This is a genomic window from Dyella agri (genome assembly GCF_044904705.1).
In the GTDB taxonomy this organism is placed as follows: Bacteria; Pseudomonadota; Gammaproteobacteria; order Xanthomonadales; family Rhodanobacteraceae; genus Rhodanobacter_A; species Rhodanobacter_A agri.
In genome coordinates, this window is sequence record NZ_JADIKL010000004.1 from 537,375 (window position 1) to 563,154 (window position 25,780).

Here is a 25,780-nt window from a genome sequence, read left to right on the forward strand (position 1 = left end):
TCACGCCAGGCAGTGATAGACCACGCCGTCGCGCGGTGCTTCCCAGAGCGGATCAGCGGTGATCGCGCGCGCCTTGCGCAAGGCGTACAGAAATTCCTTCCAATCCTCCGCGTAGGCATATCCGGGGAGATCTGTTGTGTGTGATCCCTTGTATCCCGCGAACGCCTCGTACGCCCGCTCGTTGTGTGCACCAACGGCTTGCCAGGAGACATAGGGAAAATCCTCAATGGCGGCACCACCGCCATCCTTCCCCCGCTGTGGCCTTGGTCGAGGGATCATCACGACAGGCACGTCGGCAGCGAGCTGATCGGGATCGAGATCCAGCCACGCCACGATGATCGTGTTCTTGAGGTTCGCTTGGTTCATCCCCAGGCCTCCAGCTTCGCCTTCAGTTTTGCTTGGGCTGCTCCACCGCTCAATCCGACCAGTGGCGAGCACCCCACCACATGCTTCCGGTCATCGTCGGGCCAGCCTTCAAGGTCGTCGTCGATGGCGAACCACTGTGTCGGCTGTCGCCGCTCCACGTCGCGCAGGATCTGCCGATAGCGGCTCGCGTAGCGCCACCAGAATCGTTCCTCTGAATCCTTTCCGAAGTCGGAGTGCCACGTAGCGCCGATGACCCGATCGCGCAAGTCCTTCGGAAGGCGTTTGAGCACCCACCCGTAACCCTTCAAGCGCACCCACGACGTGGACAGCACGATGCGCACGTCGGGGTAGGGGGCAAGCGCTTCGATCAGCACCGGCGAGTGCTCGAACAGCTGACCATGGTCGCGCAGATACACCCGCCCTTGGTGATCCTGATACACCTCGTCCGAGTGCAGCACGCCGTCGAAATCCAGATAGATCACTCTCATGGGTCGACCACCAACACGAAGGCATAGCGCAATGCCTCGGCATCGACGCCCGCATGGTGGCGTCGCGCCAGGGCCTCAGGGTTGTTCTGGAAATACCGTTCCAGCTCGTCCATCACGTCCTGACGACTGACGTGCACCGGCACATAGGGCGGGATGCCGCATTTGTCGCAGCCGAACCCAGCCAGCGCCTGGTTCAACTGAACCATGTCGATCTGGCCGTCGAAGTGGATGCGCGGGTTGTCGCAGGAGGCCACGAAGGCGCGCAATCGCTCGGTGAAAACGTGATCGGGAAGCGCCGAGTCGCCACGCTCCAGCAGCGGGTACACGAACTTCCGCACGAACGAGGACGCGACCTCGGGCAGGGGATCCCGCTCCGCGTAGAAGCGCTTGCTGCCGTCGGCATTGACCAGCGCCAGGCTCACCAGCTGGCGACTGGCGTCCGTCACCCATTCGGTATCGAGAAAAAGCAGCTCGGTCATGCGATGCCTCCTTGGTCGGAGGCTTCGCCCATCTGCGCCATTGAGGGCGACGGCGCACCATCCCCGAAAGGTGCAGGCATACAACGCAGCGAAGCGTAGTCACTGCGACGGAATTCCACCCCAGCCACGGTAAAGGTGCTTTCGTCGCACGCGATCCGCCGGGTCGAGCCGCCGCCGAAGTCGAGGTACAGCAGGCAGTCGAACAACGAATCAGGATCTTCCTCTGCCACCAGATACACGGTGTCTCGACCAAGGTAGCCGCACTCGGCGTCCTCCTTGGCGATGCCAGAGACGAGCACAAAGTCGCATGCGGTTCCGTCGAACCTCCAGATCGCCATGAAACCCTCCTTTTTATTTCTAGGAAATAATTTCCTAAAAACACGCGGCCGCACAAGTGCCGGGGCCTTTTTGGCATCATTGAGGGCATGGCTAAACCGGACGCTAGGCTTCACGCCCCCAACCCCACGTACTTGCGGGAGTTGTTGGAGCATGCTGGCTTGAGCCAGAGTGAAGCGGCCCGCCGCTTGGGTATAAGCGACCGCATGATGCGGATGTACCTGGCTTACCCGGAGCGTCAGGACGGCCAAGGCAAGGTAGCCAGACGCGTCGAGTGCCCATACGCCATCCAGTACGCCTTGGAGCAGCTTGCTTGTGGTCCCAAGTCGTAGAGTGGGGTGCACACGTCGGATTTCGGCGAGATATGCCGAGCCGGTGTGTCGCCTTGATGACCTCTGCCACCGCGGAGTGCAAACCTTCGGTGCTTAATGGAGCCGGGTGGCTTCAACCATCGTGTGCAGCGCCAAGGCCGTCGAAGGCCGCATTGGCAACGTTTTCACGCGTCGCAAAGCGAGTGCCGGCGAAGGGTGATTAGGGTGCGTTATCGGGGGCTAACCTGAGTGCGGATTTTTGGGCCAATCAAGCGGTTGACTACGGTTAGTCACGGTAGCGGTTGGGGAAGCAGGCGGTCGTACTCTTTCTTGACCACGGCATAGCATTCGCAAGTGCGCTGCTCGAGTCCGGCGCGATCAATGACCGTGATGTGGCCGCGCTGGTAGCGGATCAACCCGGCTTGCTGCAGGTTGCCGGCGGCTTCAGTGACGCCCTCGCGGCGCACGCCGAGCATGTTGGCGATCAGTTCTTGTGTCATCGCCAACTCTTCGGAATTCAGCCGATCCAGGCTCAGCAGCAGCCACCGACAGAGCTGCTGGTCCAGCGTGTGATGGCGGTTGCATACCGCCGTCTGGGACATCTGGGTAATCAGAGCTTGCGTGTAGCGCAGCAGCAGATGGAGGACGGGGCCGCCACGATTGAATTCCTGCAGCATCAGGTCCGACTTGAGGCGGAATCCCTGGCCAGCGCTCTGTACCAGTGCGCGGCTTGGCGTCGATTCGCCGCCCATGAACAGCGAGATGCCGACGATGCCTTCGTTGCCAACGACCGCGATCTCGGCGGAAGCGCCGTCTTCCATCACGTACAGCAACGAAACGATCGAGGTCGTCGGAAAGTACACATGGCTCAAGCGGCTGCCCGACTCGTAGAGCACCTTGCCGAGCGGCATGTCCACGGGTTCGAGGTGCGGCAACCAGCGTCCCAATTCGGCTTGGGGCAGAGCAGCGAGAAGTTGATTCCGCCGCGGACCGGAAGCTTCAACCATACTTTTCCTCCATGCGTTCGGGAAGTTGATTTTAGTGTCCCTCAACGATGTGCCTGTTGGCATGGCCAACATGGCGCCGCACAACCCATCTCCAATGGCTTAACTCGTGAAGAGTAGATGACGGCAAGTCGCCATGATGTGAACGGCCAATGTTCCCAGCCATGCCGGCCCACCGGGGGCACACGCGGCGACAGCCAACCACCATCGTTTTCGGCGTGGGCGAGGCTTTGTGGATGGCCGACCGGTCCGCGCCATCCGTATCGGCGTGGGCATGTGTGCGCCGGCGTACAGAGGCTTGGGCGCTCCGCGCGTAGGTTGTGTCATGTCATTGATATCGCAATCCGGCGATGGGAGATGATCATGGACAAGAATCGCATCGAAGGTACCAAGCACGAGGTCAAGGGCGCAGTGAAGGAGGCCGCAGGGAAAGTCACCGGCAATCCGGTGAAAGAGGCTTCCGGCCAAGCCGAGAAACAGGTTGGCAAGTTCCAGAAGGAAGTAGGCAAGAGCCGCGACGACTACAAGAAGCACACATGAGCGATGGTCGGCGGCAGGCCATGCCTCCGTCGCCCGTGAGTCCGCTGTAACAAACGGGAGCCCCCGGGATGGAACCCAGGGGCTTTCGCTTATGCCCCGGCATCGTCGCCCAAGGGTCTCGTATACCAGCGCATCAACGGCCGCATCGACGCACCGTGCACCGGGATGGAGACAGCCACGCAGACCAAGGTGAGCGTGACCAGTTTCTGTGCGAGCGGATCGTTCGCGCCATGCCGGATCGTGAACAGCACATAGAACACAGACCCGGTCAGCACCATGGCAATAAGCAACACGCCGAGCAGGAGCGACCACAACGGGTCAGACATGCGGATCCCGCAGTTGGTGGACGGCCGCATCGCCCGTCGGGCAATGGACGGACGGAAAAGCGGCGTCAGCAGCTCCGGCTTGAAAGCCTGGCATGGCCATGTTGGCGCCCATGGAGAGGGCGAACCCCTGCAGCGCGTCGATGCCGCTGGCTCCGGCCGCACGCACCCATTGCATCATCGACTCCGCCACATGGTCCGCACAGCGGCTTTCCATCAACGCGGCAAGCTGTGTCCGGAACCGGCAGATGGTGCGCAGGCGCGGCCGGGCATCGATCCACGCATCAAGGCGCCTCCGCTCGTCCGTCGACAGCCAGCGGCCGCCGTCGGCCAGCGCGTGGCGCAGTCGTATCGAAAGTGGCGGCGTGCGGCGATCCCTGCGTAGAACTTCCTCGCGCACAGCCGGCAAGGTGACCTTGCGGAAGAATTCCGTCATGACTTTCACCCGTGGCGCCAATGTCACCGGTTGTGCCTTGCGAATGGCCAGGTGGTTCGTCATGTTTGCCTGTTCGACGACGGCGATGCGCTTGACCTCCGCGAGCCCGAGTCTGGAAAGGGCCTGGATGACGAACCATCCCAGATCGAATTCGAAGCGGCGTACCGAGAACTTCGCCGAACCGGGAAAGGCGTGATGGTTGTTGTGCAGCTCCTCGCCACCGACCCAGATGCCCAGCGGCACGACGTTGGTGGACTTGTCCGCAGTCTCGAAATTGCGATAACCCCACCAATGGCCGATGCCATTGACCACGCCGGCGGCCCAGAAGGGAATCCACATCATCTGGACTGCCCATATCGCCATGCCGCCGACGCCGAACAGAGCCACGCTGATGAACGCCAGCAGCGTCGGACCCCAATTGCAGTGAGGCGTGTACACGTGGCGTTCGATCCAGTCATCTGGCGTGCCACGGCCGTACTTGGCCAGCAGCTTTCCGTCGTGGCGTGCCGCGGTATAAAGCTCGCTGCCTTCCCACAGCAACCGGCGGATGCCGACGATGTAAGGGCTGTGCGGGTCTTGCGCGGTATCGGCGTGCGCATGGTGCTTCCGATGCACGGCAACCCATTCGCGGGTGACCACCGCGGTGGTCAACCAGCTCCAGAAACGGAAGAAATGCGCGAGCGCGGGATGGAAATCGACCGAGCGGTGTGTCTGGCTGCGATGCAGATACAGGGTCACGCTGAATATGGTGAGCTGCGTCGTCACCAGCAGATAAAGCAGCACTGTCGTCGGCCCTGCGTGGAGCAGACCGTGCGAAGCCATGTCTAGCAAGTCATAGGGCATGAGGCTTTCTGATGGGGTCGGTGTGTCTTCTGCTGCGCCACCACAGGGCGGACGAGGCGGAGCAGCCGATGGCTGCATCGGGCCGCGAAAAGCTCCCGGTCTTCAAGCGCACAGGGCGACCGATGCTTTCATCCCGATGCACTGGTGCAAGGTCATGATGCAGCGGGTGGTGTACGCCGTCTGTACCCGACCGCACACAGTCCATAGTGCCCATTGTCAAGGCTTCTCCGGAAGCCCTGGCGTTCGTTATCGAACAGATATCGGCCTACCACTTGGATAATGTGATTTGCGGCAAGGCACGCATGAAGAATCCTGCCATCCGAGGTCGAGGTTTCCGAGGTGCAGTGCTTGCTTCACCGATCCCAAGGAGAATCGAAATGACCATTGGCACCATCATCCTGGTGGTACTCGTCCTGCTGCTGATCGGCGCGATCCCGCGTTGGTCGTACAACCGGCAATGGGGCTACGGTCCAACCGGTGGCCTGGGTCTCATCGTGCTTGTCGTCGTCGTATTGATCTTGATGGGGCGAATCTAGCGTCTACGGGCCCGGGACCCGGCTTCACCGGCCATGTCCGCCGGAACTGCATGCACGAAGCGCGCGCACAGGCAACGAAAGGACGGTATCGACCATCGACTGCTCCGTACGCCATATGCGCGTGCCAGCATGGGGGGGCTGAGAGGTGACAGCAGGAATCCTTGCAGCCGGTTGCCGAGGGACTACCACGCTGGTCGCTGGCCGCTGTCGCGGGAGGAGCGCAACAGGGCGGGATCGGCAGTCCCATAAGCCGGCGCCAACGAGCGCTCGACCGATCGAATCGGCACGCCTCCAGCGGAGAGGCGTCTAAGGAAATTCTGATTTTGCTCGTCATTCCTGCTTGACCAGCCTCCGGCTGTTGAAAAGCGCCTCGCAGGAATGACGAGCGAGAAGCCGATTGATCAGACTCTTCCCTAGCGTTCCCCGGCCACCGCGAATTGGCGATACAGGCCGTAGCACAGCGCGCATGCGCCGGTGAGCATGGCCGGTACCAGCAGGGCGTGGGCCTGCATGCGTTCGAACAACAGCGCGCCGATCGCGCTGCCGATCATGAAGCTGGTCGTCACCAGTACGCAGACGCGCAGGCGCAGCCCGTCTACCGCCATGCCGCGCAACAGGCGGCCGAGATAGATTCCGAAATCGGTGAAGATACCGGTGACGTGGGTGGTGCGGATCACTACGCCGCTGTAGGTGCTGACCATGCCATTCTGGAGACCCATGGCAATCGACGCCAGGTAAAGGCCGGCTGCCCTGGAGGCATCCAGTAGCGGGACGGCGGCGAACAGCAACAGCGACTCCAGCGCCAGCGCCACGCCATAGCGACGTCCCAGCTTTAACGTGCTCTGCTACACGATCATGTCGCTCAGCATCGCACCGCATACGAACGAGCCGATGGCCAGCGTCCAGTGCAAGGTCGCGCCACCGTCCGCCTTGCCCAGCGCGATGCCGAGCAGGCTGGTGTTACCAGTCATGTTGCTGATCGATTCGTGCCGGAACCCGAGATAGCCGACCGCATTCACTAAGCCCGCGATGAACGCCAGCACTCCGGTGCCAAACCACGCCCAGCGCGGCAACTGACGCAAAACGGGCATCGGCTAGGGCCTTGAATAAAGCGATAGGCAGCGCTGCAGCCCAGCAAAGGCCTGCGCCGTGCGGCCCGGCTTCGTGTCGCGGCCGCCAGGCCGACAGCAGCAGCCGTGCCGCCGCGTCCGCCGATCTCCTAGAGCACCAGCCATGCGTACATGTACAGTGTGTCGTTGTCCGATGCCCGCCGGCCTGCACCGTCCACGTTGGTGACCAAGCCGCTGAATCGCGAGTACCAGGTGTATTGCAGGCCGAGGCGGATGTTGGCGAATGGCTGCTCCCACGACTCAGCCTTGCCGAACGGATTCCAGTTCAGCTCAACCACGCCGCCACGGGTGTCGGGGCTGCCGTTGTTGCCGTAGAGCACGAGATCGCGGCTACCGTCGTCGGCGAATCCGCCCAGCGTGACGCCCCAGGTGTTCCGGTACCAATAGCTGGCGTTGAGGTTCAACGCGCGCAGGCTGTCGTGGAGATTCGAGGAGCCCCCGGCGAGGAAGGTGGCGTCGAGGCGCTGCCGCTCGGTCAGGTACAGCCCGTTGACGGTCACGATGTGCTTGCTTCCGACGAAGAGCTGATAGCTCGCATCGGCCCCGAGGTCGGTGAACTTGTCGGTGGGACCCGCCACGGCCACGGCATCGCCCTGCGCATTGGTGCCGGGCAGCCCGCGCGAGGCGTGGAAGGCGAACATGCCGGCCTGCAGATTGCCACTGGCGAGGTTCCATGTGTAGGCAAGCCGCGCATAGGGAGCGACGCCGGACAACCGTCCGCTGAAGTCCGCGTTCACGTTGCGCAGGAAGGCGGGCGACAGCGAGCGGTAACCGCCGGCTTCCACGTAGAGCTTGCCATCGATTTGCATGTAGGCGTTTAGGCCAAGCACTTGCCCGGCGAGCCCCTCCATCAGTATGGGCGTCGCCGGGGCGCCGGGAGCCAGATCGGGCGCCATGTACGGAAACTGCCACGCCGGCGCCGTGTTGAAGACATCGGTCACGCTGGGGTTGTTGTTGAGCGAGATGCCCCACACCATGCCGTGGCTGCCCCAACTGGCGCTGCGCGCATAACGCAGATCACTGTTGTCCCAGCCGAGCAGGCCACCGTTCTCCGAATAGGTTGCCTGCGCCATCACGCCGAGGTGATCGGTGATGCGGCCCGCGAGAAAGGCTGAAGCCTGCTGCAGCTCGGTATTGTTGTTGTCGCTGAAGCCGTTGGCCGGCGGCGACGCCTGCGCTTTGGCGGTCTTCGTGTACGTCTCCACCACCATCAGCGACAACGGCACATCCGTCGCGTCGCCGGCCTTGAGCGTGTAGCCCAGCAGCTTGAACTGGCGGCCGAACGGCGTGAGCTGAGGGCCGAAGCCACCAACGTGGCAGGCCACGCAGGGAGTGTGGGTCTGTCGCGCAAAGGCCGGTATCGCCAAGGCTTTGGGTGCAACGATCAGCAGAGCGAATAGCCCGGCGACAAGCACCGCGAAGCGGGCGGCGCGCCGGTGAAGCCAGAGGCGTCGAACGACGTGACGGGAGGCCATGATGTTCTCCAGGGAAACAAGACGTCGGCAAACCGATATGGCAGGCCCACGGAACCCAGTCGGCAACAATGTGTCACACCCCGACGCGACCGCTTTTGATTTTTGTCAACAAAGCATGCGGTTGGACCGGCGCGCGCCGCGGCGGGTGGACCAAGGCTCCAGCTGTCGACGCCAAGTCAGGACTTCCCTAAGTTCGGTTCGCAGCGACTCGTTTTCCTGCATGAGTCGTTCATTAGTGTTGCAGAAGAATGTCGAAATCCCGTTCGAGACGGCTGTCGCCGTTGCAGGTTGTAGTCATGGCTTTTCCCGACAATCCGCACGGATGTAGAAAGACGGGCACTGCGAAGCATGCGAACCGAATCCCGGAAGTAGCAGGTGGTCACTGGTTGTCGATTGCCGCGTCTGTCCCCAGGCAACGAACCCTGGACATGGGCGACGCTGCCGTGGTCATTCCTGCATGCCACCAGAGCCGCCGCAGTTCCGTCACTTTGTGCGCGAGAGCGTGACCTCTCCGACGTCGACGCCAAGATCGATGCCTTTACCGGTGCCGGACAGCGCAAGGGAAACCTCTCCCTTGGTGAGCACCTGCGCCTCGCTTGCGTTACCGGCTCCCGCATGAGCTTCGGCGTCACCGTAGTGGCCGAGAATCTCCGATATCGAATGCACGTCGGTGAAACGGCCCGTTCCGTCGTCGATACGGGACTTGCCAACCGTCAGGCCACCGCCCCTGGCGACAATCTTGACGTGCATGGACTGGCCATCCCGGCAGGTGACGAAGCCGCGTCCCTCCGACTGCTTGTAGACAAGCGACCAGGTTGAAAGAGAGAACTGCATCGTGCAGTCCAGGTCGGCGGAATGTTGGGCGCGCGCCAGACCTGGATGAACGGCCATGGCCGTGACGATCAAAGCCGAATTCAATGCGAGAAGATGGCGCTTCATGAGATGTGTCCCTTTGTCCGCGTTGCCACTTGCCACGCCCATGCGCACGGAAGTGGTGACAGGGGGCGTTGGGTGGATGTCTGAACCGGGCCATTTTTGTGGCATTCCGGTCACTGGAGGTGTCTGTCCCGGGCGAACCGCCCGAGCTTTGGAGATTGCCGCGAAGTCGCGCCGAGAGCAGCGAGTGCACACAGGCATCATCGAACATCCCGTGCCGGCTGTATGTACGATGCGACACACAACATTTGCGGAGGCAGATGCGCGATGTGACGGGGCGGCCGAACCGATTGTGGATAGTGCGCTGAAGCCTGCCTGGTCCCCGACCTTCTCGTCAGCCTTCTCCTCTCAGAGCATGCCCTCGATCGGCAACAGCCGGAGCGCCCATACTTCCAGCCGACGCATCATGCTGACGCCGGGATCGCGGTCGTAACTCACCGGCTTGCCGTCGTCGCTCGTCAGCCACCGCATCTGGCCGGCGTGCGGCAGGCCTCTCGCGACCAGGATCACCCGATAGGCGTTCGCCGGCCGGGAGGCATTGTCGAAGAACTGCTTCACCGCGGCCGCCAATGCCGGACTGTCGACGATGATGCCCATTTCGGTGTTCAGCAGCTTCGAGCGCTGGTCCATGTTCATCGAGCCGATGAAGACCTGCTGCCGGTCCACCACGATCGCCTTGGCATGCAGGCTAACGCCGGACGAGGTGCCCTTGGCGGTCGCCGGTTGCGGGGCGCCGACGGCGGGACGCAGTTCCCACAGCTGCACGCCGCCTTCCAGCAGCGCGCGCCGATGCCGTGAATAGCCTGCATGCACGGCCGGCTCGTCGGTGGAGGCGAGCGAATTGGTGAGTACCTTTACCGTCACGCCGCGTGCTACCAGGCCGACGAGATAACGCACGTCCTGCTTGCTGGGCACGAAGTACGGCGAGACCAGCAGCAGTTCGTGTTGCGTCTGGTCGGTCATCGCCCGGATTCGGGGGCCGATGCGCAGCGCCGGGTTGTCCTGATGCGGTTCGATCTTGGCCGGCTGGTCGGCGACCAGCCGCGCCGGCCCCCAGAACCACGCACCATGGCGGTCGCCCGAAGGGCCGTCGGGATAATCCTGCGCTGCCGCCTGCGCGTAATCCGTTTGCGCGAAGTGGCGCGCGTCGCGCCCGAGGTTGGCGCGCAGTTGCGCCAGGTCGTAGTGGTTGGCACGCTTGCCGCGGAACGCCGTGACCGGGTAGGCGGCGGGGCAGTTCCAGTATTCGTCGAACGCGCGCGAGGCTTCCTTCACCACCGGCCCGATCGCGATCAGGTCGAGGTCGCGGAAGTCGGTGGTGCGGTCGACGCTGAAATAGTCGTCGCCGATGTTGCGGCCACCGACGATCGCCACGTTGTTGTCCACGATGAACGACTTGTTGTGCATGCGGTGGTTGAGCCGGCTCGGCGAGAACAGCAGCTGCACGGTCTTGGACAGCAGCGAGGGCTTGCGCGTGTGGAAGGGGTTGAACAGGCGCACCTTGAAGTTCGGGCTCGCGTTCAGCGCATCGAGCATGCCGACCTCGTGGCTCACGTTGATGTCGTCGATCAGCAGGCGCACGCGCACGCCGCGATCCGCCGCGGCCAGCAGGTGCTGCGCCACCAGCCGGCCGGTCGCGTCGTTCTTGAAGATGTAGTACTGCAGGTCGACCGCGTGCTTGGCCTCGTCGATCAGCGCCACGCGGCTCATCAGCGCATTGGTGCCGTCGGTCATCAGGCGGAAGCCGGACTGCTGCGGATGCTGGTCCGCCGCGGCATGCACGTAGCGCGCGCTGGGCGTGCTGGTGGTCGGCGGCAAGGCATGCGACGGACGCTTCACGAAATCGGTGCGCAATGCCGAGCAGCCGCCGAGCGCCAGCCCGAGCAGCGCCAGCGCCGCGCAAGCGTTCGTACGTCGCAACCAGACGTTCATGGTGTTGCCGCCGACGCGCAACGGAATCCAGGCGGCCTGCCTCGTTCCGCGTCCATGCCACTGGAGCGCCCGGATCAGGACGCCGGTCCGGTGGTGGAATCCCACCCGGACTCCACGACTGTGCGCTGCGTGCCGTCAATATGGCGCGACAGCGGGTGCTGCTCACTCGCCCCAGGTGACGAACATCACCGCCGCCGCGGCCGCCATCACCGCGGTGGCGAGCCAGCCGAACAGTTTCAGTGTCCAGTGCATGGTGAACGTGCCCATCACCTTGCGCCGCGAGCCCATCAGCATCATCACGACCATCAGCGGCGCCGCCACCACGCCGTTGATCACCGCACTCCAGTAAAGCGCCTTCACTGGATCGATCGACGTGAGATTGAGCGCCATGCCGGCGAGGCTGGCCACCACCAGTACGGCGTAGAAGAATTTCGCTTGGTGCAACTTGTGCTCCAGCCCGGAGCGCTGGCCGAACGCGCCGGCGGCTGCGTAGGCGGTGGCGCCGGCCAGCACCGGCACCGCTAGCAGACCGGTGCCGATGATGCCCGCCGCGAACAGCGCGAACGCCAGCTTGCCCGCCAACGGCCGCAGCGCCTCGGCCGCCTCGGCGGAGGAAGTGATGTCGGTCTTGCCATGCGCGTGCAGCACCACCGCGGCGGTGAGGATGATAAAGAACGCGATCAGGTTCGAGAACAGCATGCCCACCGTGGTGTCCACGCCGATCCGGCGCAGTGCGCCGGTGCCCTGCCACGGCGTGTGCTTCAACGGCCTGCGGCCGCTGCCGGGGCCCATCTCCTCGACCTCCTGCGCGGCCTGCCAGCAGAACAAGTAGGGACTGATCGTGGTGCCGAGCAGGGCCACCACGCCGACCGCGTACGCGGCGTTCCAGCTGATCGGCGGCATCACGATGCTCTTGAACACCGCCGCCCACGGCACGTGGATCACCATCACGGTGCCCACGTAGGCGAACAGGCTCAGCGTGAGCACTTTCAGGATCGGCGAGTAGCGCGAGAACGGCATGAACAGCTGCAGCCCCAGCGACAGCAGCGCGAAGCCCAGCGTGTAGAGCAGGGGCGGGCCGCCGATCAACAGCTTCAGCGCCGCGCCCATCGCGCCGATGTCCGCCGCCAGGTTGATCACGTTCGCCACCACGATCGAGACCACCAGCGCATAACCCAGCGGGCGGGGGTAGTACTTGCGGATGCCGTCCATCAGGCCCTGGCCAGTGACCCGGCCGATGCCCGCGCTCACGCCCTGGATCGCGATCATCAGCGGCATGGTCAGCAAAATGCACCACAGCGTGCCGTAGCCGAACGCCGCGCCCACCTGCGAATAGGTGGCGATGCCGCTGGGGTCGTCGTCGGCGGCACCGGTGATCAGTCCCGCGCTGAAGCGGCGCCACAGCGGCACGGCCGACTTGCCTTCCCCTGCGGGTGACTGTTCGACCATGGCCTTTGCTTTCGATAGGAGCCTGTTCAATAGCTCCCCGCAGCCCGTTTGGGGATCATGGCAGGCTCCGGGTGCCTCCGCTCTTACGCCAGCGCTCGGTGTTGGTCTTCGGCGGATTTGCCGAAAGCCCGGCCTGCCATCATGCCTTCGCCGCCGGGGGCGTCTGATGCCGCCATGTTCCGCCTTCGTCGACAAAGCTGCCCGCCGCCTGGGAAAGGCTCCATGAGGCGAGCGCTTCGACGGTCAGGCTTATGGTTTTCTCGCAAGGCCGGGATGGATCGTTCGTGGCTGCGCGGGATTGCAAGTCGGATCCGGAGATGACGGCGCAAACACCACCATCGTACAAAATCATGGATTTCAAGAAGGCACTCCTCTGGTGGAGCATGGCGCTGCTGTGGCCGACGTCAGGTGTGTGCGCAAGCCTATTCATGAGGTTCGATTTTTCTCACGGACCAACACTGAATGACCGGCATGATCTAGGTATCCAATGTCATTGCAGAAAAGGCCGACGGTACGTCAAGGCGGCCCCACGCATGCACGGGGCCGCCTTTTCATGTGATCGCTTGCCACCTATGGGGGATCAATGACTCAGCAGAATGCTGCTGATCACGCCGGTGGTCACGGCAACGAGCAGGAAATCGCCATTGTCGCTGCGTACCCAGTGGTACCCTTGCGGCGGCTCACGCAGGTGCTCGGAACGCCAGTCCGACACGACATAGCGGTTGTTGCGGTAGTCATTGGGCATGACGCCGCCTTTCTTGTACCAACCTTCATGCGCGCCCCGGTCATGCATGACCGAACTGCTCTGGTGGTGGCCGTTGTTGTCGTGGCCGTCGGATTGGGATGCCATTGCCACACTGGTCATCAACAGGGCCGCGCAAACGGCCATGGCCAATTTCATTTTCATGACGTACTCCTTCGTGAATGCCATGTTTGCGGGGATGCCGCAAACGGTGACAGTGGCATATGTCTGCGTACGTGCTGTCCAGAGGCAGATCGTTTCGAAGGCACGGCTACTGCAAGGCGGTTATTGCATTGCATCGACCTGATGCACGCGGGCAGGATGTCGTCACGGCATCGACTTGCCGCCGTTGTTTTCAGCCCGATCGCCGCGGTTGGTTTGGACGGGTCGAATATCGGGGCGCGGCCATTTACGCAGAAAATCCGCGGATGATCCGTTCGGTCGCGCACAGACGACCGGAGTGTGCGCGGTGAAGTTTGGGGCGCCGGGTTCGGAACCGCCTTGCACGGGAATGCGCGGTGGCGGGCTTGGCCTGTGGCTGTGTCTGCGCGTCCGCCTCGCAACGTCGGGTGCTGACACCACGGATACATCTTCATCGGGCGCCCTCAAGGAAGCGCGACACGCTGCCCGCAATGCCGCGACAAATCCCGCCACCAGGAAGCAAGCCATGTCCGCCGAACTCGACCAGCAATGCGTCAACACCATCCGCTTCCTGGCGGTGGACATGGTGCAGAAGGCCGACAGCGGTCATCCCGGCCTGCCGCTGGGCGCGGCGCCGATGGCCTATGCGCTGTGGACGCGCTGGCTGAAATGCAACCCGCACAACCCGGGCTGGGTCGACCGCGACCGCTTCGTACTTTCGGCCGGCCACGGCTCGGCGCTGCTGTACAGCCTGCTGCACCTGACCGGCTACGCGCTTTCGCTGGACGACATCAAGCAGTTCCGCCAATGGGGCAGCAAGGCGCCCGGGCATCCCGAGCGCGGCCACACGCCGGGCGTGGAAACCACCACCGGGCCACTGGGGCAGGGCATGGCCAACGCGGTCGGCATGGCGATGGGCGAGGCGCAACTGGCGGCGCGCTACAACCGGCCCGGCCATGCGGTGATCGACCACCACACCTACGCTCTCGTCAGCGACGGCGACCTGATGGAAGGCGTGGCCTCCGAAGCCGCCTCGCTGGCCGGGCACCTGCAACTGGGCAAGCTCACCTGCCTGTACGACGACAACTACGTGACCCTGTCCGCCGGCACCGACATCACCTTCTCCGAGGACCGCGCCGGGCGCTTCGAAGCCTATGGCTGGCACACGGTAATGGTGAGGGACGGCAACGACCTCGCCGCGATCGACGCCGCCCTGAAGGCCGCTCGCGCGGAAACAGCACGGCCTTCGCTGGTCCTGGTGCGCACGCATCTCGGTTACGGCTCGCCCGAGCAGGACAGCTTCAAGGCACATGGCTCGCCGCTTGGCGTGGACGACGTGCGCGCGACCAAGCAGAAGCTTGGCTGGCCCCCCGAGCCGGCTTTCCTGATTCCCGATGCGGCACTCGCCCATTTCCGCGAGGCGTTGCAGCGCGGTGCGCAGGACGAAGCGGCCTGGGACGAGCGCATGGCCGCCTATGCCAAGGCCTTCCCCGAACTGGCGCGCGAGCTGCAGGGCCGCCTGCGCGGTGAGTTGCCGCCGGGCTGGGACATTGACATGCCGGTGTTTCCCGCTGACGCCAAGGGGTTGGCCACGCGCGATGCCTCGGGCAAGGTGATGAATGCCATCGCACCGTCGCTGCCCGCGCTGTGCGGTGGCTCAGCCGATCTCGATCCATCCACCAAGACCGCGTTGAAGGGGCAGGGCGATTTCAACCCACCGCCATCGCAAGGCGAAGATCAGCAAGGCTCCAGCGGCGGTGGCTGGAGCCGTGCCGGGCGCAATCTGCATTTCGGCGTACGCGAGCACGCGATGGGCGCCATCGCCAACGGCCTGGCCGCACACGGCGGCTTCATCCCGTTCACCGCGACCTTCCTGATCTTCTCCGACTACATGCGCCCGCCGATGCGCCTGGCCGCATTGATGGGCCTGCACGTCGTCAATGTGTTCACCCACGACAGCATCGCGCTGGGCGAGGACGGCCCCACGCACCAGCCGGTGGAACAGCTGGCGAACCTGCGCGCGATTCCCAAGCTCATCGTGATCCGGCCCTGCGACGCCAATGAAACCGCCGTGGCCTGGAAGGTGGCGGTGGAAACGCGCGATCACCCGGTGGTGCTGGTGCTGACGCGGCAGGCGCTGCCCACGCTCGACCGCACACGCTGCGCGGCGGCGGACGGCCTGCGCCACGGTGCCTACGTGCTAAGCGATGCGCCCGACGGCAAGCCGAACCTGATCCTGATCGCCAGCGGTTCCGAGGTGAGCCTGATCGTGGCCGCGTCAGAACGCCTGCAGGCGCAGGGCATCGCCGTGCGCTGCGTGTCGATGCCGAGCTGGGAGCTGTTCGAGGCGCTGCCGCAGGCCGCGCGCGACGCGGTGCTGCCGCCATCCGTCGGCGCGCGGCTGGCAGTGGAGCTGGGTGTGCGGCAAGGCTGGGAACGCTACATCGGCGCGCACGGCGACATGCTCGGCGTGGAACGCTTCGGCGCCTCCGCACCGGCCGACGTTCTGCTGCGCGAATACGGGTTCACCGTCGACAACGTCTGTGCCCGAGCGAAGGTGTTGCTCGGCTGAAGGCGTCAATCATCCGGATTCTCGAGCATGTCTTCCCCTTTCAAACCACACCAGCAGGAGCAACAGCATGGCCACAAGCAAGAAAGCTGCGTTCGAAACGATTCCAGTCGGAACCAAGGTCACGTGGCACTACCGCAGCGCCATAGGCCACGGTACCGTCAAGGGTGTTCACGAAATGGGGACCAACACCGACAATACGATGTATTCGGTGGCACAGCACGACCATCATCCCGGTGAGCCGGCCATCGTCCACCACTCCGGGAAAGCACTGACCGTAGCCAAGTAGAGTGCTGACATTGACGCAGGGCTCTCAGAAGTTGAAAGCGCCCTTGCAGCGGCGTTCTCAAGATTGATGCCATTGCGTCCAGGTTGAAGGCACATCGTCATCCAGAGACTGGAGATGCAGTATGCACAAACCCGTTTGCGCCGTGGTCGGCGTTGGCCCCGGAAACGGCGCCGCAATCGCCAGTCGCTTTGCCGCTAGGTCTACGCCGTTGCGTTATTGGCGCGCACCACGAGGTTTACCGAGAGCCTGGCGCGAAACCTCGACGGCGCGAGAACCTGTGCCTGTGACCTGACAAGCGAAGCGGCGGTTGCCGCGACGTTCGATGGCATCCGCGCGGAGCTCGGCGAAGTGGAAGCACTGGTGTACAACGCCGAGTCGAGTGTCTGGGGCGACGTTGAGACCATCACCGCTGCCGATTTCGAATCCACATGGCGAGACAACGCGCTTGGTACGTTATCGGTCGCCAAGCAAGTCGTTCCGGCAATGAAGGGCAACGCCAAGGGCAGCATCATCCTGATTGGCGCCACCGCATCGCGTCGAGGCGTCGCCCGCACTGCCGCTTTCGCACCGGCCAAGGCGGCCCAGCGCTGCCTCGCCGAATCCATGGCGCGCAGTCTGTGGCAGGCCGGGATCCATGTGGCCATGGTGATCATCGACGGCATGGTCGATCTCGAACGGACACGCCGCGCGATGGCGGACAAACCCGACAGCTTCTACGTCAAGCCTGCCGACGTCGCCGCCACGGTGTACTGGCTGAGCCAGCAACCCTCATCAGCTTGGGCGTTCGAGATCGAGGCGCGCCCGTTTGGCGAGGACTGGTAGCGAGGCCAAATCAGCCATTGCCGTCAGTTTTCGTCGGCAAGTCCGGAATCAAGGTGCTCGGCGTGCTCGATCTGGTCCAGCCACAGGTTCCAGGCGCCATACGGCGCATCCGGACACTCCAGGGTGATCTCGGCGTTGATTCCTTCTACTCCTTGCGGATCGCGAAACACTTGTGCGCTGGCCCGCACCTTGACGATGCCGGTGTACGTGCGTCCATCACGCAGCGACACCACAACACGACCGTGCGCGGGGAGCTGCGCGATCAACGTTTCCAGCCGCTGAACGTCGGTGTGAGTGGTGCATATCCGCGGTGCTTGCCTGCTCATGATTCGACTCTTCGTCTGAAAGGTTCATCGCATCAAGATGAGTGTGCTCGCTTCCCGTATCAAAAGGCGGGATGCGATTTTTCCTCAGTAACCGGAAAATTCCTCGGTGCGGATATTGTCCTCGTTGATCTCAAGGCCGACCAGCAAAGCACGCATGGCCTTGACCATGCCGTCCGGACTGGACAAGTAGAAAATGGGTTTGTGCAGGTCCGGCACATGCCTCTTCACCATCGCGGCATCGACGCGTCCGTGCTCATCCTTCCAGCCGTCGAGAGCCGACTCGAAGGTCATGACATAGGTGAAGTTCGAGTTGTCCCTGGCCAGTTGCTCGAAGACCCCTTTCAGCGGCAAGTCGGCCGGAGTCCTGCTGACGTGCAGCAAGGTGATCTCGTGCGCGGTTTTGTCGTGGGTGGCCTGGGCGATCATGCTGCGCACCGGGGTGACGCCGATGCCACCGGTGATGAAAACCGCCCGGGTGGATTGGGTCTTGTGCAACGAGAAATCACCGTAAGGCGCGTCGAGTTTGATCTCGCTGCCGATCGGCAAATCCTTCTGCACGCGCTTGAAGGCGGTGTCGCGCTTCCGCGTCGCCGCAACCAGGTCCTCCTCGAAAGGCGCCTGCACAAGTGAAAGCCCGCGGGTGTTGCCTTCGGTGTCGGTCTCCGGCGGGTCGATCAGCGTGTAATCGGCAAATTGCCCGGCGCGAAACTCAAAGCCTCTTGGCTTGGAAAAATGAAAAGCCATGGTGCCGCTGGCAATCGTTTCTTTCCGAATCAATTTGACGTTGATCTGCATGTCGTCATTCTCCATTTTCCGATCATTGCGTAACCCTCTTTGTTGCCAGCGCAAAACGCAGCACGACGATACCGGGTGCTCACTTCTGCGCGTCGCCGAGCAGCTGGCGCAGCATGTACGGCAGGATGCCGCCATGGCAGTAGTAATCGGCCTCGACCGGCGTATCGATGCGCACGATGGCATCGAACTCCGTTATCTTTCCTTGCCCGTCCGTGGCACGCACGTGCACTTCGTGTGGAGGTACGCCCTTGCCGGCAAGACCATTGATGTCGAAGCTTTCCTCACCGGTCAGACCCAGCGAGTCTGCGCTGTCGCCGGTTTTGTACTGCAACGGCAGCACGCCCATGCCGATCAGGTTGGAGCGGTGGATGCGCTCGTAGGACTCGGCAATCACCGCGCGCACGCCCAGCAACGCGGTGCCCTTGGCGGCCCAGTCGCGCGACGAGCCGGAGCCGTATTCCTTGCCGGTCAGGATGACCAGTGGCGTGCCCGCCTTGATGTAGTTGACCGACGCGTCGTAGATGCTGCTCAGCGGTGCATTGCGTTGCGTGAAATCGCGGGTGAAACCGCCCTCGGTGTCCGGTGCCAACTGGTTGCGCAGACGGATGTTGGCGAAGGTGCCGCGGATCATCACCTCATGGTTGCCGCGGCGCGAACCGTAGGAGTTGAAGTCCTTGCGCTCGACGCCGTGGTTGGTGAGGTACTTGCCGGCGGGCGAGTCGACCTTGATCGCACCGGCCGGGCTGATGTGGTCGGTGGTGACCGAATCGCCCAGTTTGGCCAGCACGCGCGCGCCCTTGATGTCCGCCAGTGGCTGGGTTTCGCGGCCGACGCCCTCGAAATACGGCGGCTGGCGCACGTAGGTGGAATCACTGCTCCATTCAAATGCGTCGCCTTCCGGCACCCGCAGGTCGCGCCAGTTGTCATCGCCGGCAAACACGTCGGCGTAGCCCTTGGTGAACATCTCCGCCTGTACGCAGGCATCGATGACTTCCTTGATCTCGTCGACCGATGGCCAGATGTCGCGCAGGTACACCGGCTTGCCGTCGCTGCCTGTGCCCAGCGGCTCCTTCAACAGGTTTGCGTGCATGGTGCCGACCAGTGCATAGGCGACCACCAGCATCGGTGAGGCCAGGAAGTTCATCTGGGTCTGCGGGTGAATGCGGCCCTCGAAGTTGCGATTGCCCGAGAGCACGGCGCTGACGTTGAGCTGGTGTTCGTCCACGGCCCTGGCCACTTCCGGAATCAGCGGACCGGAGTTGCCGATGCAGGTGGTGCAGCCGTAGCCGACCAGGTTGAAGCCGAGCTTGTCCAGGTACGGCGTGAGCCCCGCCCGGTCGTAGTAATCGGCCACCACGCGCGAGCCCGGTGCCAGCGACGTCTTGACCCACGGCTTGCGTGTCAGGCCTTTTCCCACTGCGTGTTTGGCCAGCAGGCCGGCACCGACCATGACCAGCGGGTTGGAGGTGTTGGTGCACGAGGTGATGGCGGCGATGACGACGTGGCCGTTGTCGACCTTGGCAAGGGTGCCGTCAGCCAGCGTGATGTCCACCGGCGCATGCGGCCAGTCGTGGACCATGTCGCAGCGGCCCGGGACCCGCGGAGGTTCGGTGTTGCAGTCACCGGTAATGGAAACCGGGTCGCTGGCAGGGAACGTTTCGTCAATGCCTTCGTCCAGGCACCCCAGGATCGCCTTCTCATAGGGCTGTCCGCCCAGCAATGCGCCGACGGCGCTCGGGGCGATGCGCACCGGAATACGATCCTGTGGACGCTTGGGACCGGCGATGGAGGGTTCCAGCGATCCCAGATCCAGCTCCAAGATCTGCGAGAACTCCGGCTCGTTGTCAGGGTCGTGCCACATGCCTTGCGTCTTGGCATAGGCCTCGACCAGGCGCACCTGGTGCTCGGGGCGACCGGTCAGGCGCAAATAGGAAAGCGTCTCCTCGTCGATCGGAAAAATCGCGCAGGTCGCGCCATATTCCGGACTCATGTTGCCCAGTGTGGCGCGGTTGGCCAGCGGAATACGCGCCACGCCCGGGCCGTAGAAATCGACGAACTTGCCGACCACGCCGGTCTTGCGCAGCAGCTCGGCCACGGTGAGTACCAGATCAGTGGCAGTCGTTCCGGGTGGGAATTCGCCAGTCAGCTTGAGCCCGACCACCTGCGGAATCAGCATGCTCATCGGCTGGCCCAGCATCGCCGCCTCGGCTTCGATACCGCCGACACCCCAGCCGAGCACGCCCAGTCCATTGACCATGGGCGTGTGCGAGTCGGTGCCAACCAGCGTATCCGGATAGGCCATCGTCCCATCCGGCCCTTCGCGGGTGAATACGACGCGCGACAGGTATTCCAGATTGACCTGATGGCAGATGCCGGTGTCCGGCGGCACCACCTTGAAGTTGTTGAATGCCTGCTGTGCCCAGCGCAGCAGCTGGTAGCGCTCGATGTTGCGCTCGAACTCCAGCTCGGCGTTGGTGGCGAATGCGTTGGCACTGCCGAACACGTCGGCGATGACGGAGTGATCGATGATCAACTCGCTGGGCACCAGTGGATTGATGCGTTGCGGGTCGCCGCCCAGCGCGATTATCGCATCGCGCATGGCCACCAGGTCCACTACACAGGGCACGCCGGTGAAATCCTGCATCAGCACGCGCGCCGGCGTGTACTGGATCTCCTGCGTTGGCTTGGCGGCGGGCTGCCAGCCGACGAGTGCCTCGATCTGCCTGGCCGTGACCAGGCGGCCATCCTCGTTGCGCAACAGGTTTTCCAGCAGCACCTTCAGGCTGTACGGCAGCCGTTGCGTGCCCTTGATACGGTCCAGCCGATGGATGACATAGTTGATGTTGTCGACCGAAAGTCGGTCGCGGGTGCGGAAACTGTCGTTGGTCATGAGCCGGTCCGGTGAATCGTGAGTAGAGTGCCGTTCCGACTTCCAGCGCGTCCGCGATCGGGATCAGCGCAGGGCAATCAGCAGCACGGCGAAGATGCCGGCCGTCATCAGCGCATAACTGATGCCGTGAATGGCCGCCGTTACGGCGAACCTGATGCGATCGGCATGCACGTAGTCCTCGGCGACGACCTGCAGACCCAGGCGCAGGTGCTGGAACATCGCCACCAGCAGCAGGATCATCAGCACCGCCGTCACTGGCCGCGCGAGCCAGGCGACGAGTTCGGCGTGACCAGCGCGGGCGTGGCTGACCAGCGCCGCCAGAAACCACATCAGCAGCGGAATCAGTGCAACCGCCGTGGCCCGTTGCAGCCACCAGTGCGAGGCGCCAGCCTTGGCCGAGCCCAGTCCGATGGATCGATGCAGCGCCGTGGCGCGACCGCCCGGTTGATTGCGCTGCAGTGGATCACCGCGTTTCCATTCCGACATGCGCTAAGCCCTCATGTTCAGGGTAATCGCCCAGGTGAGCCCGGTCAGCAGCACACTGACCGCCACTACACACCAGCCGCTCAGATAGATGCTGCGCAACTCGAATCCATAATCCAGGTCCCAGGCGACGTGGCGGATGCCGTTACACAGGTGGTAGTACAGCGCGAGCGTCCAGCTGAACAGCAGCACAGACTCGATCCAGGAGCCAAGAAAGCTTTCCAGCACTGCGTACGCGCGGCCACCTGCGACCACGATGATCAGCCAGGCCACGAGCGCAATGGCACCCAACGCTAGCCAGACGCCGCTGGCGCGGTGGGTGATCGAAAGGACCGAGGTCAGTTGCGGCCGGTAGATCTGCACATCCGGCGAGCGCGGGCGGGGACGCTCAGGCATGGCCGGTCACCCGCGACGCTGCTGCATCATCAGCTTGATCTCGGCAATTTTCTTGCCGGGATTCAGGCCTTTGGGGCAGGTGCGCGTGCAGTTGAGGATGGTGTGGCAGCGATACAGTTTGAACGGATCCTCGAGATCGTCCAGACGCTCTTCGGTTACGTCGTCGCGGCTGTCCACCAGCCAGCGATGCGCCTGCAACAACACGGCCGGGCCCAGAAAGCGATCGCCGTTCCACCAGTGACTGGGGCAGCCGGAAGTGCAGCAGAAGCAAAGGATGCACTCGTAATCGCCATCGAGCTTCTTGCGCTCCTCCGGCGATTGCAGACGCTCGTGCGTCGGCGGCGGCGTGCTGCTTCGCAACCAGGGCTTGATGGAAGTGTACTGGGCCAATGCGTGGCTCTGATCACCGACCAGGTCCTTGACCACATCCATATTGTTGAGCGGATACACCGTCACCGGATCGCTGACTTCGTCCAGTGGGCGGATGCAGGCGAGCCAATTGGTGCCATCGATATTCATCGCGCAGGAACCGCAAATGCCTTCCCGGCAGGAGCGGCGGAACGTGAGCGTGGGGTCGACCTCGTTCTTGATCTTGATCAGCGCATCTAGAAGCATCGGCCCGCATTTGTCGCGATTGATGGTGTAGGTGTCGATGCGGGGACCGTGGTCGGAATCCGGATCGTAACGATAGATGCGCAAATGGTGGGGTCGCGTCAGGTTAGCCGGCTTCGGCCAGGTCTTGCCTTCCTCGGTCCGCGACGTCGCGGATGCGTCGGAATTGATCGGCACCGGGAACCGTTTGGGAGTGTGCCAATGTGACACCTGTTTGGAGCTCCTGATCAGCACGGCACCATCCTCTCGCGATTTGCCGGATCGGCAGAACCGGGGCCATCGTTGTCCGCCCAGACCTGCTGTCGACATCAACATTTGCTACCAATCGCACCACCATCTTCGAGGCCATCGAGATGATGCAGTTCAAGGCCGGCAACGTGGATGCACCGCAGACCTGCATGACCTTCACCGATACCCTCACGCCAGCAATATTTGGCTACGTGCTCACCACTCCCCGCGCGATTCGATCCACCGCGCGCACTCCCCGCCAGGCCTTAATCGCTGCAATCGCTAGCGGAACCGAGCCGAAGATGATGAATACCAGGTCGCCCGGCATGCGCATCCATTCCAGGATTCGGGTGCGTTCCATATCCAGGTATTGGAAGCGGCGGGCGTGCCAGTAGCCGTGCTCGATCACGTCCAGCAACTGCAGGACACCGTTCGGGAACAGGCTGAACACGATCATCATCGCCAGCCCGATATTCGTACCCCAGAACGTAACCTTGACGTACTTCTCGATATGCAGCCAGTCCTCTTCGGTGGCGGTTTGGCGCAGTACGAACACCATCAGCGCGATCGCCAGCATGCCGAACACGCCCATCAAGGCTGCGTGCGCATGGTTGGGGGTCAACATGGTGCCGGTTTCGTAGTAGCTGACGATCGGCAGGTTGATCAGGAACCCGAACATGCCGGCACCGACGAAGTTCCAGAAACCCACCGCCATCAGGAAATAGAAGGTCCACTTGTGCGGCACGCGGGTCGGTTTGCCATCCACGTCGACCATGCCCTTGGTGGTCTTGACGAAGTCCCACGCATCGAGTGTCAGCAAGGTCAGCGGTACCACTTCGAGTACCGAGAACATTGACGACATCGCCATGTTGAACGTGTTGTGGCCTTCGAAGTACCAGTGGTGGCCAGTGCCGATCAGGCCGCCGAGAAAGTACAGGATCGCATCAAGATAGATCACACGTAGCGCCACGTTGCGCTGCGCCAGTCCCAGTTGGTAAAGCACCAGCGCAACCACCGTGGTGGCAAAGAACTCAAAGAAGCCCTCCACCCACAGATGGATGATCCAGAACCGCCAGGTCTCAACCACGGTGAGGTTGGTGGACGCGCCGTAGAACAGCGCCGGGATATAGAACACCGGGATCGCCAGCGCCGCCCAAAGGAACATCCTTGCGAGCGGGCGCGCGTTGGCTCTGGCAACCTGGCTCGGCTGCGCTACCCAATAGAGCAGCACAAACCACACCATCAGGCCTAGCACCAGCAAGTACTGCCAGAAGCGGCCGATTTCCAGATATTCCCAACCCTGGTCGCCGAACCAGTACCACCACTTGCCGAGCAGGTTGGACATGCCGGCCCATTCACCGAGCAGACTCAGTCCGATCACCACGACAAAGGCGCCAAATAGCAGATGGATCCAGGTGGCCAATCCATGGGGTTCGTCGTCCACCTTGCGCAGTGTCCGTCCGAGGAACAGTGCGGCGGCGACATACGCGGTGGCGATCCAGAAGATCGCGCTTTGCAGATGCCAGGTGCGCATCAGGTTGCTCGGGAAAACGTCTTCAAGCGGGAAGCCGTAGAAGCCCTTGGGGTCGGCACGGTAATGGCCCAGCGCTGCGCCCACCAGAGTTTGAAACAGGAACAGCAAGGCCACCACCACGAAGTACTTCACCAGCGCGCGCTGGCCAGCGCTGGAGTGACCCGGCAAGATGCTCGGTGACAAGCTGTGGCCGCGCGAAATCCAGCCCAGATACTCGAACTTTCCGAAAACCAGCAATACTGCCGCGATACCGGCCAGCAGCACCAGCAGGCTCATCGCGCTCCAGAGGTACGCGCCGGCGATCGGCGTGTTGCCGACGAGCGGCTCATACGGAAAATTGTTGGTGTACGAATAGTCATAGCCGGGCCGATCGGCGACGGAAGCCCACGCAGCCCAGGTGACGAACGCGGTGAACTGGCGCAACTCGGAGGAATCGCTGATCAAGTCGGGCTTGAGGCCACCATCGGTGGCGGAATGTTGGAAGTAATCGGTCCAATGCACGATCTGCTCATTCCAGGCCTGCGTTTCCGCCGGCGTGAGTCGCAGCGTGTCGGTGACGGCGTCGTAGCGATTGGTTTTCAGAAGCACGCCGACTTGGGCGTGGACCGCGGCCTGCGGTCCGGCCGCGAGCTCGGTCAGCGGCTTGCCGTACTGCTCTTGTGCCAGCGCGTCGGCGGCATCCATGCCCATGTGGTGCAGGGCTTCGGCAGAGAAGTCAGGGCCGATATAGGCGCCGTGACCCCAGATCGAGCCGTTGTCCATCAAACCGTATTTCAGGAATACGCCTTGCCCGGCACTGATATCGGCGCCGGTGAACAACATCTGGCCTTGGGCATCGACAATCTTGCGGGGAATGGGCGGGGCGTTGCGATAGCCCATGACGGTCATCGCCACCAGCATGACGAAGCCGAATGCCATCACGATCAGGATCGACCGACCCCACCAGGGCGACAGCGCGCTGTCTTCATGTGCCAAGGGATGTGCGGCGTCAGTCATTGACCTTCTCTCCACGGAACGGCAGATGACTGTGCGTGGCCAGTCTGACAACTGGTCGTTGATCATCGGTTTGGCGTGCCAGTTCGTCAGACGGCGGAAGAACGGCAACCCAAACCCATGACACCGCAGGGACAAGCCCCAGCCGCCGAACGTAGGCGTGACTCGCTCTGAAGCTGAACCCTTTGATGTGATGCCAAGGTGACGTGAGATCTACCTCGATAACACGAACGTGTCGGACGACAACTCGATCACTGCCTGTGCGAACACCATGCATTGCCCGCTGTTAGTCGGCTGTAACCGCACGCGTGCATGCCGGTGCCGACAAATATCACGTCGACAACCACCGATGACAGCCAATAACGCGTTACGGCCG

At 63.0% G+C, this 25,780-nt stretch carries 25 protein-coding genes and 1 pseudogene; 5 read left to right on the forward strand and 21 right to left on the reverse strand.

From position 1 onward, the window contains the following. From ISP14_RS10210 to ISP14_RS10230, 5 genes are all read right to left on the reverse strand, one after another. On the reverse strand, positions 1-366 hold the full coding sequence (locus ISP14_RS10210; protein ID WP_404539052.1) for a hypothetical protein: 366 nt from the start codon (positions 364-366) through the stop codon (positions 1-3). Further along, positions 363-854 carry an HAD domain-containing protein gene (locus tag ISP14_RS10215; RefSeq protein WP_404539055.1) on the reverse strand — a complete coding sequence of 164 codons (492 nt, stop codon included), beginning with the start codon at positions 852-854 and terminating at the stop codon, positions 363-365. The genes ISP14_RS10210 and ISP14_RS10215 overlap by 4 nt, the downstream gene beginning before the upstream one ends. Next, positions 851-1,333 carry a hypothetical protein gene (locus tag ISP14_RS10220; RefSeq protein ID WP_404539057.1) on the reverse strand — a complete coding sequence of 161 codons (483 nt, stop codon included), beginning with the start codon at positions 1,331-1,333 and terminating at the stop codon, positions 851-853. Before ISP14_RS10220 ends, ISP14_RS10215 begins: the two co-directional genes overlap by 4 nt. After that, entirely contained in the window at positions 1,330-1,671 is a 342-nt protein-coding gene (locus tag ISP14_RS10225) for a hypothetical protein (RefSeq protein WP_404539059.1), read from the reverse strand. Before ISP14_RS10225 ends, ISP14_RS10220 begins: the two co-directional genes overlap by 4 nt. A 599-nt stretch (positions 1,672-2,270) precedes the next feature. Then, a complete protein-coding gene (locus tag ISP14_RS10230; protein WP_404539062.1) occupies positions 2,271-2,987 on the reverse strand; it encodes a Crp/Fnr family transcriptional regulator in 717 nt (238 codons plus the stop codon). Between the two features lie 360 nt (positions 2,988-3,347). On the opposite strand from ISP14_RS10230, the gene ISP14_RS10235 reads away from it, so the two are divergent. Continuing rightward, positions 3,348-3,524 (forward strand): CsbD family protein, encoded by a 177-nt coding sequence (locus ISP14_RS10235; RefSeq protein ID WP_404539067.1) that lies wholly within the window; start codon positions 3,348-3,350, stop codon positions 3,522-3,524. 89 nt (positions 3,525-3,613) lie between these two features. On the opposite strand, the gene ISP14_RS10240 is transcribed toward ISP14_RS10235, so the two are convergent. Together ISP14_RS10240 and ISP14_RS10245 are read right to left on the reverse strand one after the other, a co-directional pair. Next, positions 3,614-3,850 (reverse strand): hypothetical protein, encoded by a 237-nt coding sequence (locus tag ISP14_RS10240; RefSeq protein WP_404539070.1) that lies wholly within the window; start codon positions 3,848-3,850, stop codon positions 3,614-3,616. Continuing rightward, positions 3,843-5,126: a DesA family fatty acid desaturase gene (locus ISP14_RS10245; RefSeq protein WP_404539073.1), complete on the reverse strand. Its 1,284-nt coding sequence runs from the start codon at positions 5,124-5,126 to the stop codon at positions 3,843-3,845. The genes ISP14_RS10240 and ISP14_RS10245 overlap by 8 nt, the downstream gene beginning before the upstream one ends. 377 nt (positions 5,127-5,503) lie before the next feature. On the opposite strand from ISP14_RS10245, the gene ISP14_RS10250 reads away from it, so the two are divergent. Then, positions 5,504-5,662 carry a DUF3309 family protein gene (locus tag ISP14_RS10250; RefSeq protein ID WP_367854972.1) on the forward strand — a complete coding sequence of 53 codons (159 nt, stop codon included), beginning with the start codon at positions 5,504-5,506 and terminating at the stop codon, positions 5,660-5,662. A gap of 413 nt (positions 5,663-6,075) precedes the next feature. Here ISP14_RS10250 and ISP14_RS10255 read toward each other — a convergent pair. From ISP14_RS10255 to ISP14_RS10285, 7 genes and pseudogenes are all read right to left on the reverse strand, one after another. Next, a pseudogene (locus ISP14_RS10255) lies at positions 6,076-6,753 on the reverse strand (YoaK family protein). Positions 6,754-6,881: 128 nt separating this feature from the next. Beyond that, the gene (locus ISP14_RS10260) at positions 6,882-8,267 is read right to left on the reverse strand and encodes a cytochrome C (protein WP_404539076.1); all 1,386 of its coding nucleotides are present in this window, start codon (positions 8,265-8,267) and stop codon (positions 6,882-6,884) included. Positions 8,268-8,750: 483 nt separating this feature from the next. Next, the gene (locus ISP14_RS10265; protein WP_404539184.1) at positions 8,751-9,158 is read right to left on the reverse strand and encodes a hypothetical protein; all 408 of its coding nucleotides are present in this window, start codon (positions 9,156-9,158) and stop codon (positions 8,751-8,753) included. Positions 9,159-9,551: 393 nt separating this feature from the next. Continuing rightward, entirely contained in the window at positions 9,552-11,135 is a 1,584-nt protein-coding gene (locus tag ISP14_RS10270) for a phospholipase D family protein (RefSeq protein ID WP_404539078.1), read from the reverse strand. Positions 11,136-11,297: 162 nt separating this feature from the next. Then, positions 11,298-12,584: an NRAMP family divalent metal transporter gene (locus ISP14_RS10275; RefSeq protein ID WP_404539081.1), complete on the reverse strand. Its 1,287-nt coding sequence runs from the start codon at positions 12,582-12,584 to the stop codon at positions 11,298-11,300. A 139-nt stretch (positions 12,585-12,723) separates the two neighbouring features. After that, complete coding sequence (locus ISP14_RS10280; RefSeq protein ID WP_404539083.1) at positions 12,724-12,945, reverse strand: hypothetical protein; 222 nt, start codon at positions 12,943-12,945, stop codon at positions 12,724-12,726. 219 nt (positions 12,946-13,164) lie between these two features. Continuing rightward, positions 13,165-13,491: an RcnB family protein gene (locus ISP14_RS10285; RefSeq protein WP_404539084.1), complete on the reverse strand. Its 327-nt coding sequence runs from the start codon at positions 13,489-13,491 to the stop codon at positions 13,165-13,167. Positions 13,492-13,993: 502 nt separating this feature from the next. Between ISP14_RS10285 and tkt the strand changes: the two genes are divergently transcribed. The 3 genes from tkt to ISP14_RS10300 all read left to right on the forward strand — a co-directional run bounded on the left by tkt (position 13,994) and on the right by ISP14_RS10300 (position 17,147). After that, positions 13,994-16,039, forward strand: a complete 2,046-nt coding sequence (gene tkt, locus ISP14_RS10290; RefSeq protein WP_404539086.1) for a transketolase — start codon at positions 13,994-13,996, stop codon at positions 16,037-16,039. 67 nt (positions 16,040-16,106) lie between these two features. Continuing rightward, positions 16,107-16,325, forward strand: a complete 219-nt coding sequence (locus ISP14_RS10295) for a hypothetical protein (protein WP_404539089.1) — start codon at positions 16,107-16,109, stop codon at positions 16,323-16,325. 216 nt (positions 16,326-16,541) lie between these two features. After that, positions 16,542-17,147, forward strand: coding sequence for an SDR family NAD(P)-dependent oxidoreductase (locus ISP14_RS10300; RefSeq protein ID WP_404539090.1), 606 nt, complete (start codon positions 16,542-16,544; stop codon positions 17,145-17,147). Between the two features lie 23 nt (positions 17,148-17,170). Here the strand turns inward: ISP14_RS10300 and ISP14_RS10305 are convergent, their stop codons facing one another. The 7 genes from ISP14_RS10305 to ISP14_RS10335 all read right to left on the reverse strand — a co-directional run bounded on the left by ISP14_RS10305 (position 17,171) and on the right by ISP14_RS10335 (position 25,473). Beyond that, the gene (locus tag ISP14_RS10305) at positions 17,171-17,473 is read right to left on the reverse strand and encodes a DUF3247 family protein (RefSeq protein ID WP_404539093.1); all 303 of its coding nucleotides are present in this window, start codon (positions 17,471-17,473) and stop codon (positions 17,171-17,173) included. Between the two features lie 84 nt (positions 17,474-17,557). Next, a complete protein-coding gene (locus ISP14_RS10310; protein ID WP_404539096.1) occupies positions 17,558-18,268 on the reverse strand; it encodes an FAD-dependent oxidoreductase in 711 nt (236 codons plus the stop codon). 79 nt (positions 18,269-18,347) lie between these two features. After that, complete coding sequence (gene acnA, locus ISP14_RS10315; protein WP_404539099.1) at positions 18,348-21,158, reverse strand: aconitate hydratase; 2,811 nt, start codon at positions 21,156-21,158, stop codon at positions 18,348-18,350. A gap of 63 nt (positions 21,159-21,221) precedes the next feature. Beyond that, positions 21,222-21,644 (reverse strand): succinate dehydrogenase, hydrophobic membrane anchor protein, encoded by a 423-nt coding sequence (gene sdhD, locus ISP14_RS10320; protein WP_404539101.1) that lies wholly within the window; start codon positions 21,642-21,644, stop codon positions 21,222-21,224. 3 nt (positions 21,645-21,647) lie between these two features. Next, entirely contained in the window at positions 21,648-22,037 is a 390-nt protein-coding gene (gene sdhC, locus ISP14_RS10325) for a succinate dehydrogenase, cytochrome b556 subunit (protein WP_404539104.1), read from the reverse strand. Positions 22,038-22,043: 6 nt separating this feature from the next. Further along, positions 22,044-22,826, reverse strand: a complete 783-nt coding sequence (locus tag ISP14_RS10330) for a succinate dehydrogenase iron-sulfur subunit (protein WP_404539187.1) — start codon at positions 22,824-22,826, stop codon at positions 22,044-22,046. Between the two features lie 259 nt (positions 22,827-23,085). After that, positions 23,086-25,473 carry a nitric-oxide reductase large subunit gene (locus ISP14_RS10335; protein WP_404539107.1) on the reverse strand — a complete coding sequence of 796 codons (2,388 nt, stop codon included), beginning with the start codon at positions 25,471-25,473 and terminating at the stop codon, positions 23,086-23,088. Positions 25,474-25,780 lie beyond the last annotated feature (307 nt).

Coding starts and splice junctions, on each gene's coding strand:
- ISP14_RS10210 (WP_404539052.1), bottom strand. CDS start 366: ATGAACCAAGCGAACCTCAAGAACACGATCATCGTGGCGTGGCTGGAT.
- ISP14_RS10215 (WP_404539055.1), bottom strand. CDS start 854: ATGAGAGTGATCTATCTGGATTTCGACGGCGTGCTGCACTCGGACGAG.
- ISP14_RS10220 (WP_404539057.1), bottom strand. CDS start 1,333: ATGACCGAGCTGCTTTTTCTCGATACCGAATGGGTGACGGACGCCAGT.
- ISP14_RS10225 (WP_404539059.1), bottom strand. CDS start 1,671: ATGGCGATCTGGAGGTTCGACGGAACCGCATGCGACTTTGTGCTCGTC.
- ISP14_RS10230 (WP_404539062.1), bottom strand. CDS start 2,987: ATGGTTGAAGCTTCCGGTCCGCGGCGGAATCAACTTCTCGCTGCTCTG.
- ISP14_RS10235 (WP_404539067.1), top strand. CDS start 3,348: ATGGACAAGAATCGCATCGAAGGTACCAAGCACGAGGTCAAGGGCGCA.
- ISP14_RS10240 (WP_404539070.1), bottom strand. CDS start 3,850: ATGTCTGACCCGTTGTGGTCGCTCCTGCTCGGCGTGTTGCTTATTGCC.
- ISP14_RS10245 (WP_404539073.1), bottom strand. CDS start 5,126: ATGCCCTATGACTTGCTAGACATGGCTTCGCACGGTCTGCTCCACGCA.
- ISP14_RS10250 (WP_367854972.1), top strand. CDS start 5,504: ATGACCATTGGCACCATCATCCTGGTGGTACTCGTCCTGCTGCTGATC.
- ISP14_RS10260 (WP_404539076.1), bottom strand. CDS start 8,267: ATGGCCTCCCGTCACGTCGTTCGACGCCTCTGGCTTCACCGGCGCGCC.
- ISP14_RS10265 (WP_404539184.1), bottom strand. CDS start 9,158: ATGGCCGTTCATCCAGGTCTGGCGCGCGCCCAACATTCCGCCGACCTG.
- ISP14_RS10270 (WP_404539078.1), bottom strand. CDS start 11,135: ATGAACGTCTGGTTGCGACGTACGAACGCTTGCGCGGCGCTGGCGCTG.
- ISP14_RS10275 (WP_404539081.1), bottom strand. CDS start 12,584: ATGGTCGAACAGTCACCCGCAGGGGAAGGCAAGTCGGCCGTGCCGCTG.
- ISP14_RS10285 (WP_404539084.1), bottom strand. CDS start 13,491: ATGAAAATGAAATTGGCCATGGCCGTTTGCGCGGCCCTGTTGATGACC.
- tkt (WP_404539086.1), top strand. CDS start 13,994: ATGTCCGCCGAACTCGACCAGCAATGCGTCAACACCATCCGCTTCCTG.
- ISP14_RS10295 (WP_404539089.1), top strand. CDS start 16,107: ATGGCCACAAGCAAGAAAGCTGCGTTCGAAACGATTCCAGTCGGAACC.
- ISP14_RS10305 (WP_404539093.1), bottom strand. CDS start 17,473: ATGAGCAGGCAAGCACCGCGGATATGCACCACTCACACCGACGTTCAG.
- ISP14_RS10310 (WP_404539096.1), bottom strand. CDS start 18,268: ATGCAGATCAACGTCAAATTGATTCGGAAAGAAACGATTGCCAGCGGC.
- acnA (WP_404539099.1), bottom strand. CDS start 21,158: ATGACCAACGACAGTTTCCGCACCCGCGACCGACTTTCGGTCGACAAC.
- sdhD (WP_404539101.1), bottom strand. CDS start 21,644: ATGTCGGAATGGAAACGCGGTGATCCACTGCAGCGCAATCAACCGGGC.
- sdhC (WP_404539104.1), bottom strand. CDS start 22,037: ATGCCTGAGCGTCCCCGCCCGCGCTCGCCGGATGTGCAGATCTACCGG.
- ISP14_RS10335 (WP_404539107.1), bottom strand. CDS start 25,473: ATGATCAACGACCAGTTGTCAGACTGGCCACGCACAGTCATCTGCCGT.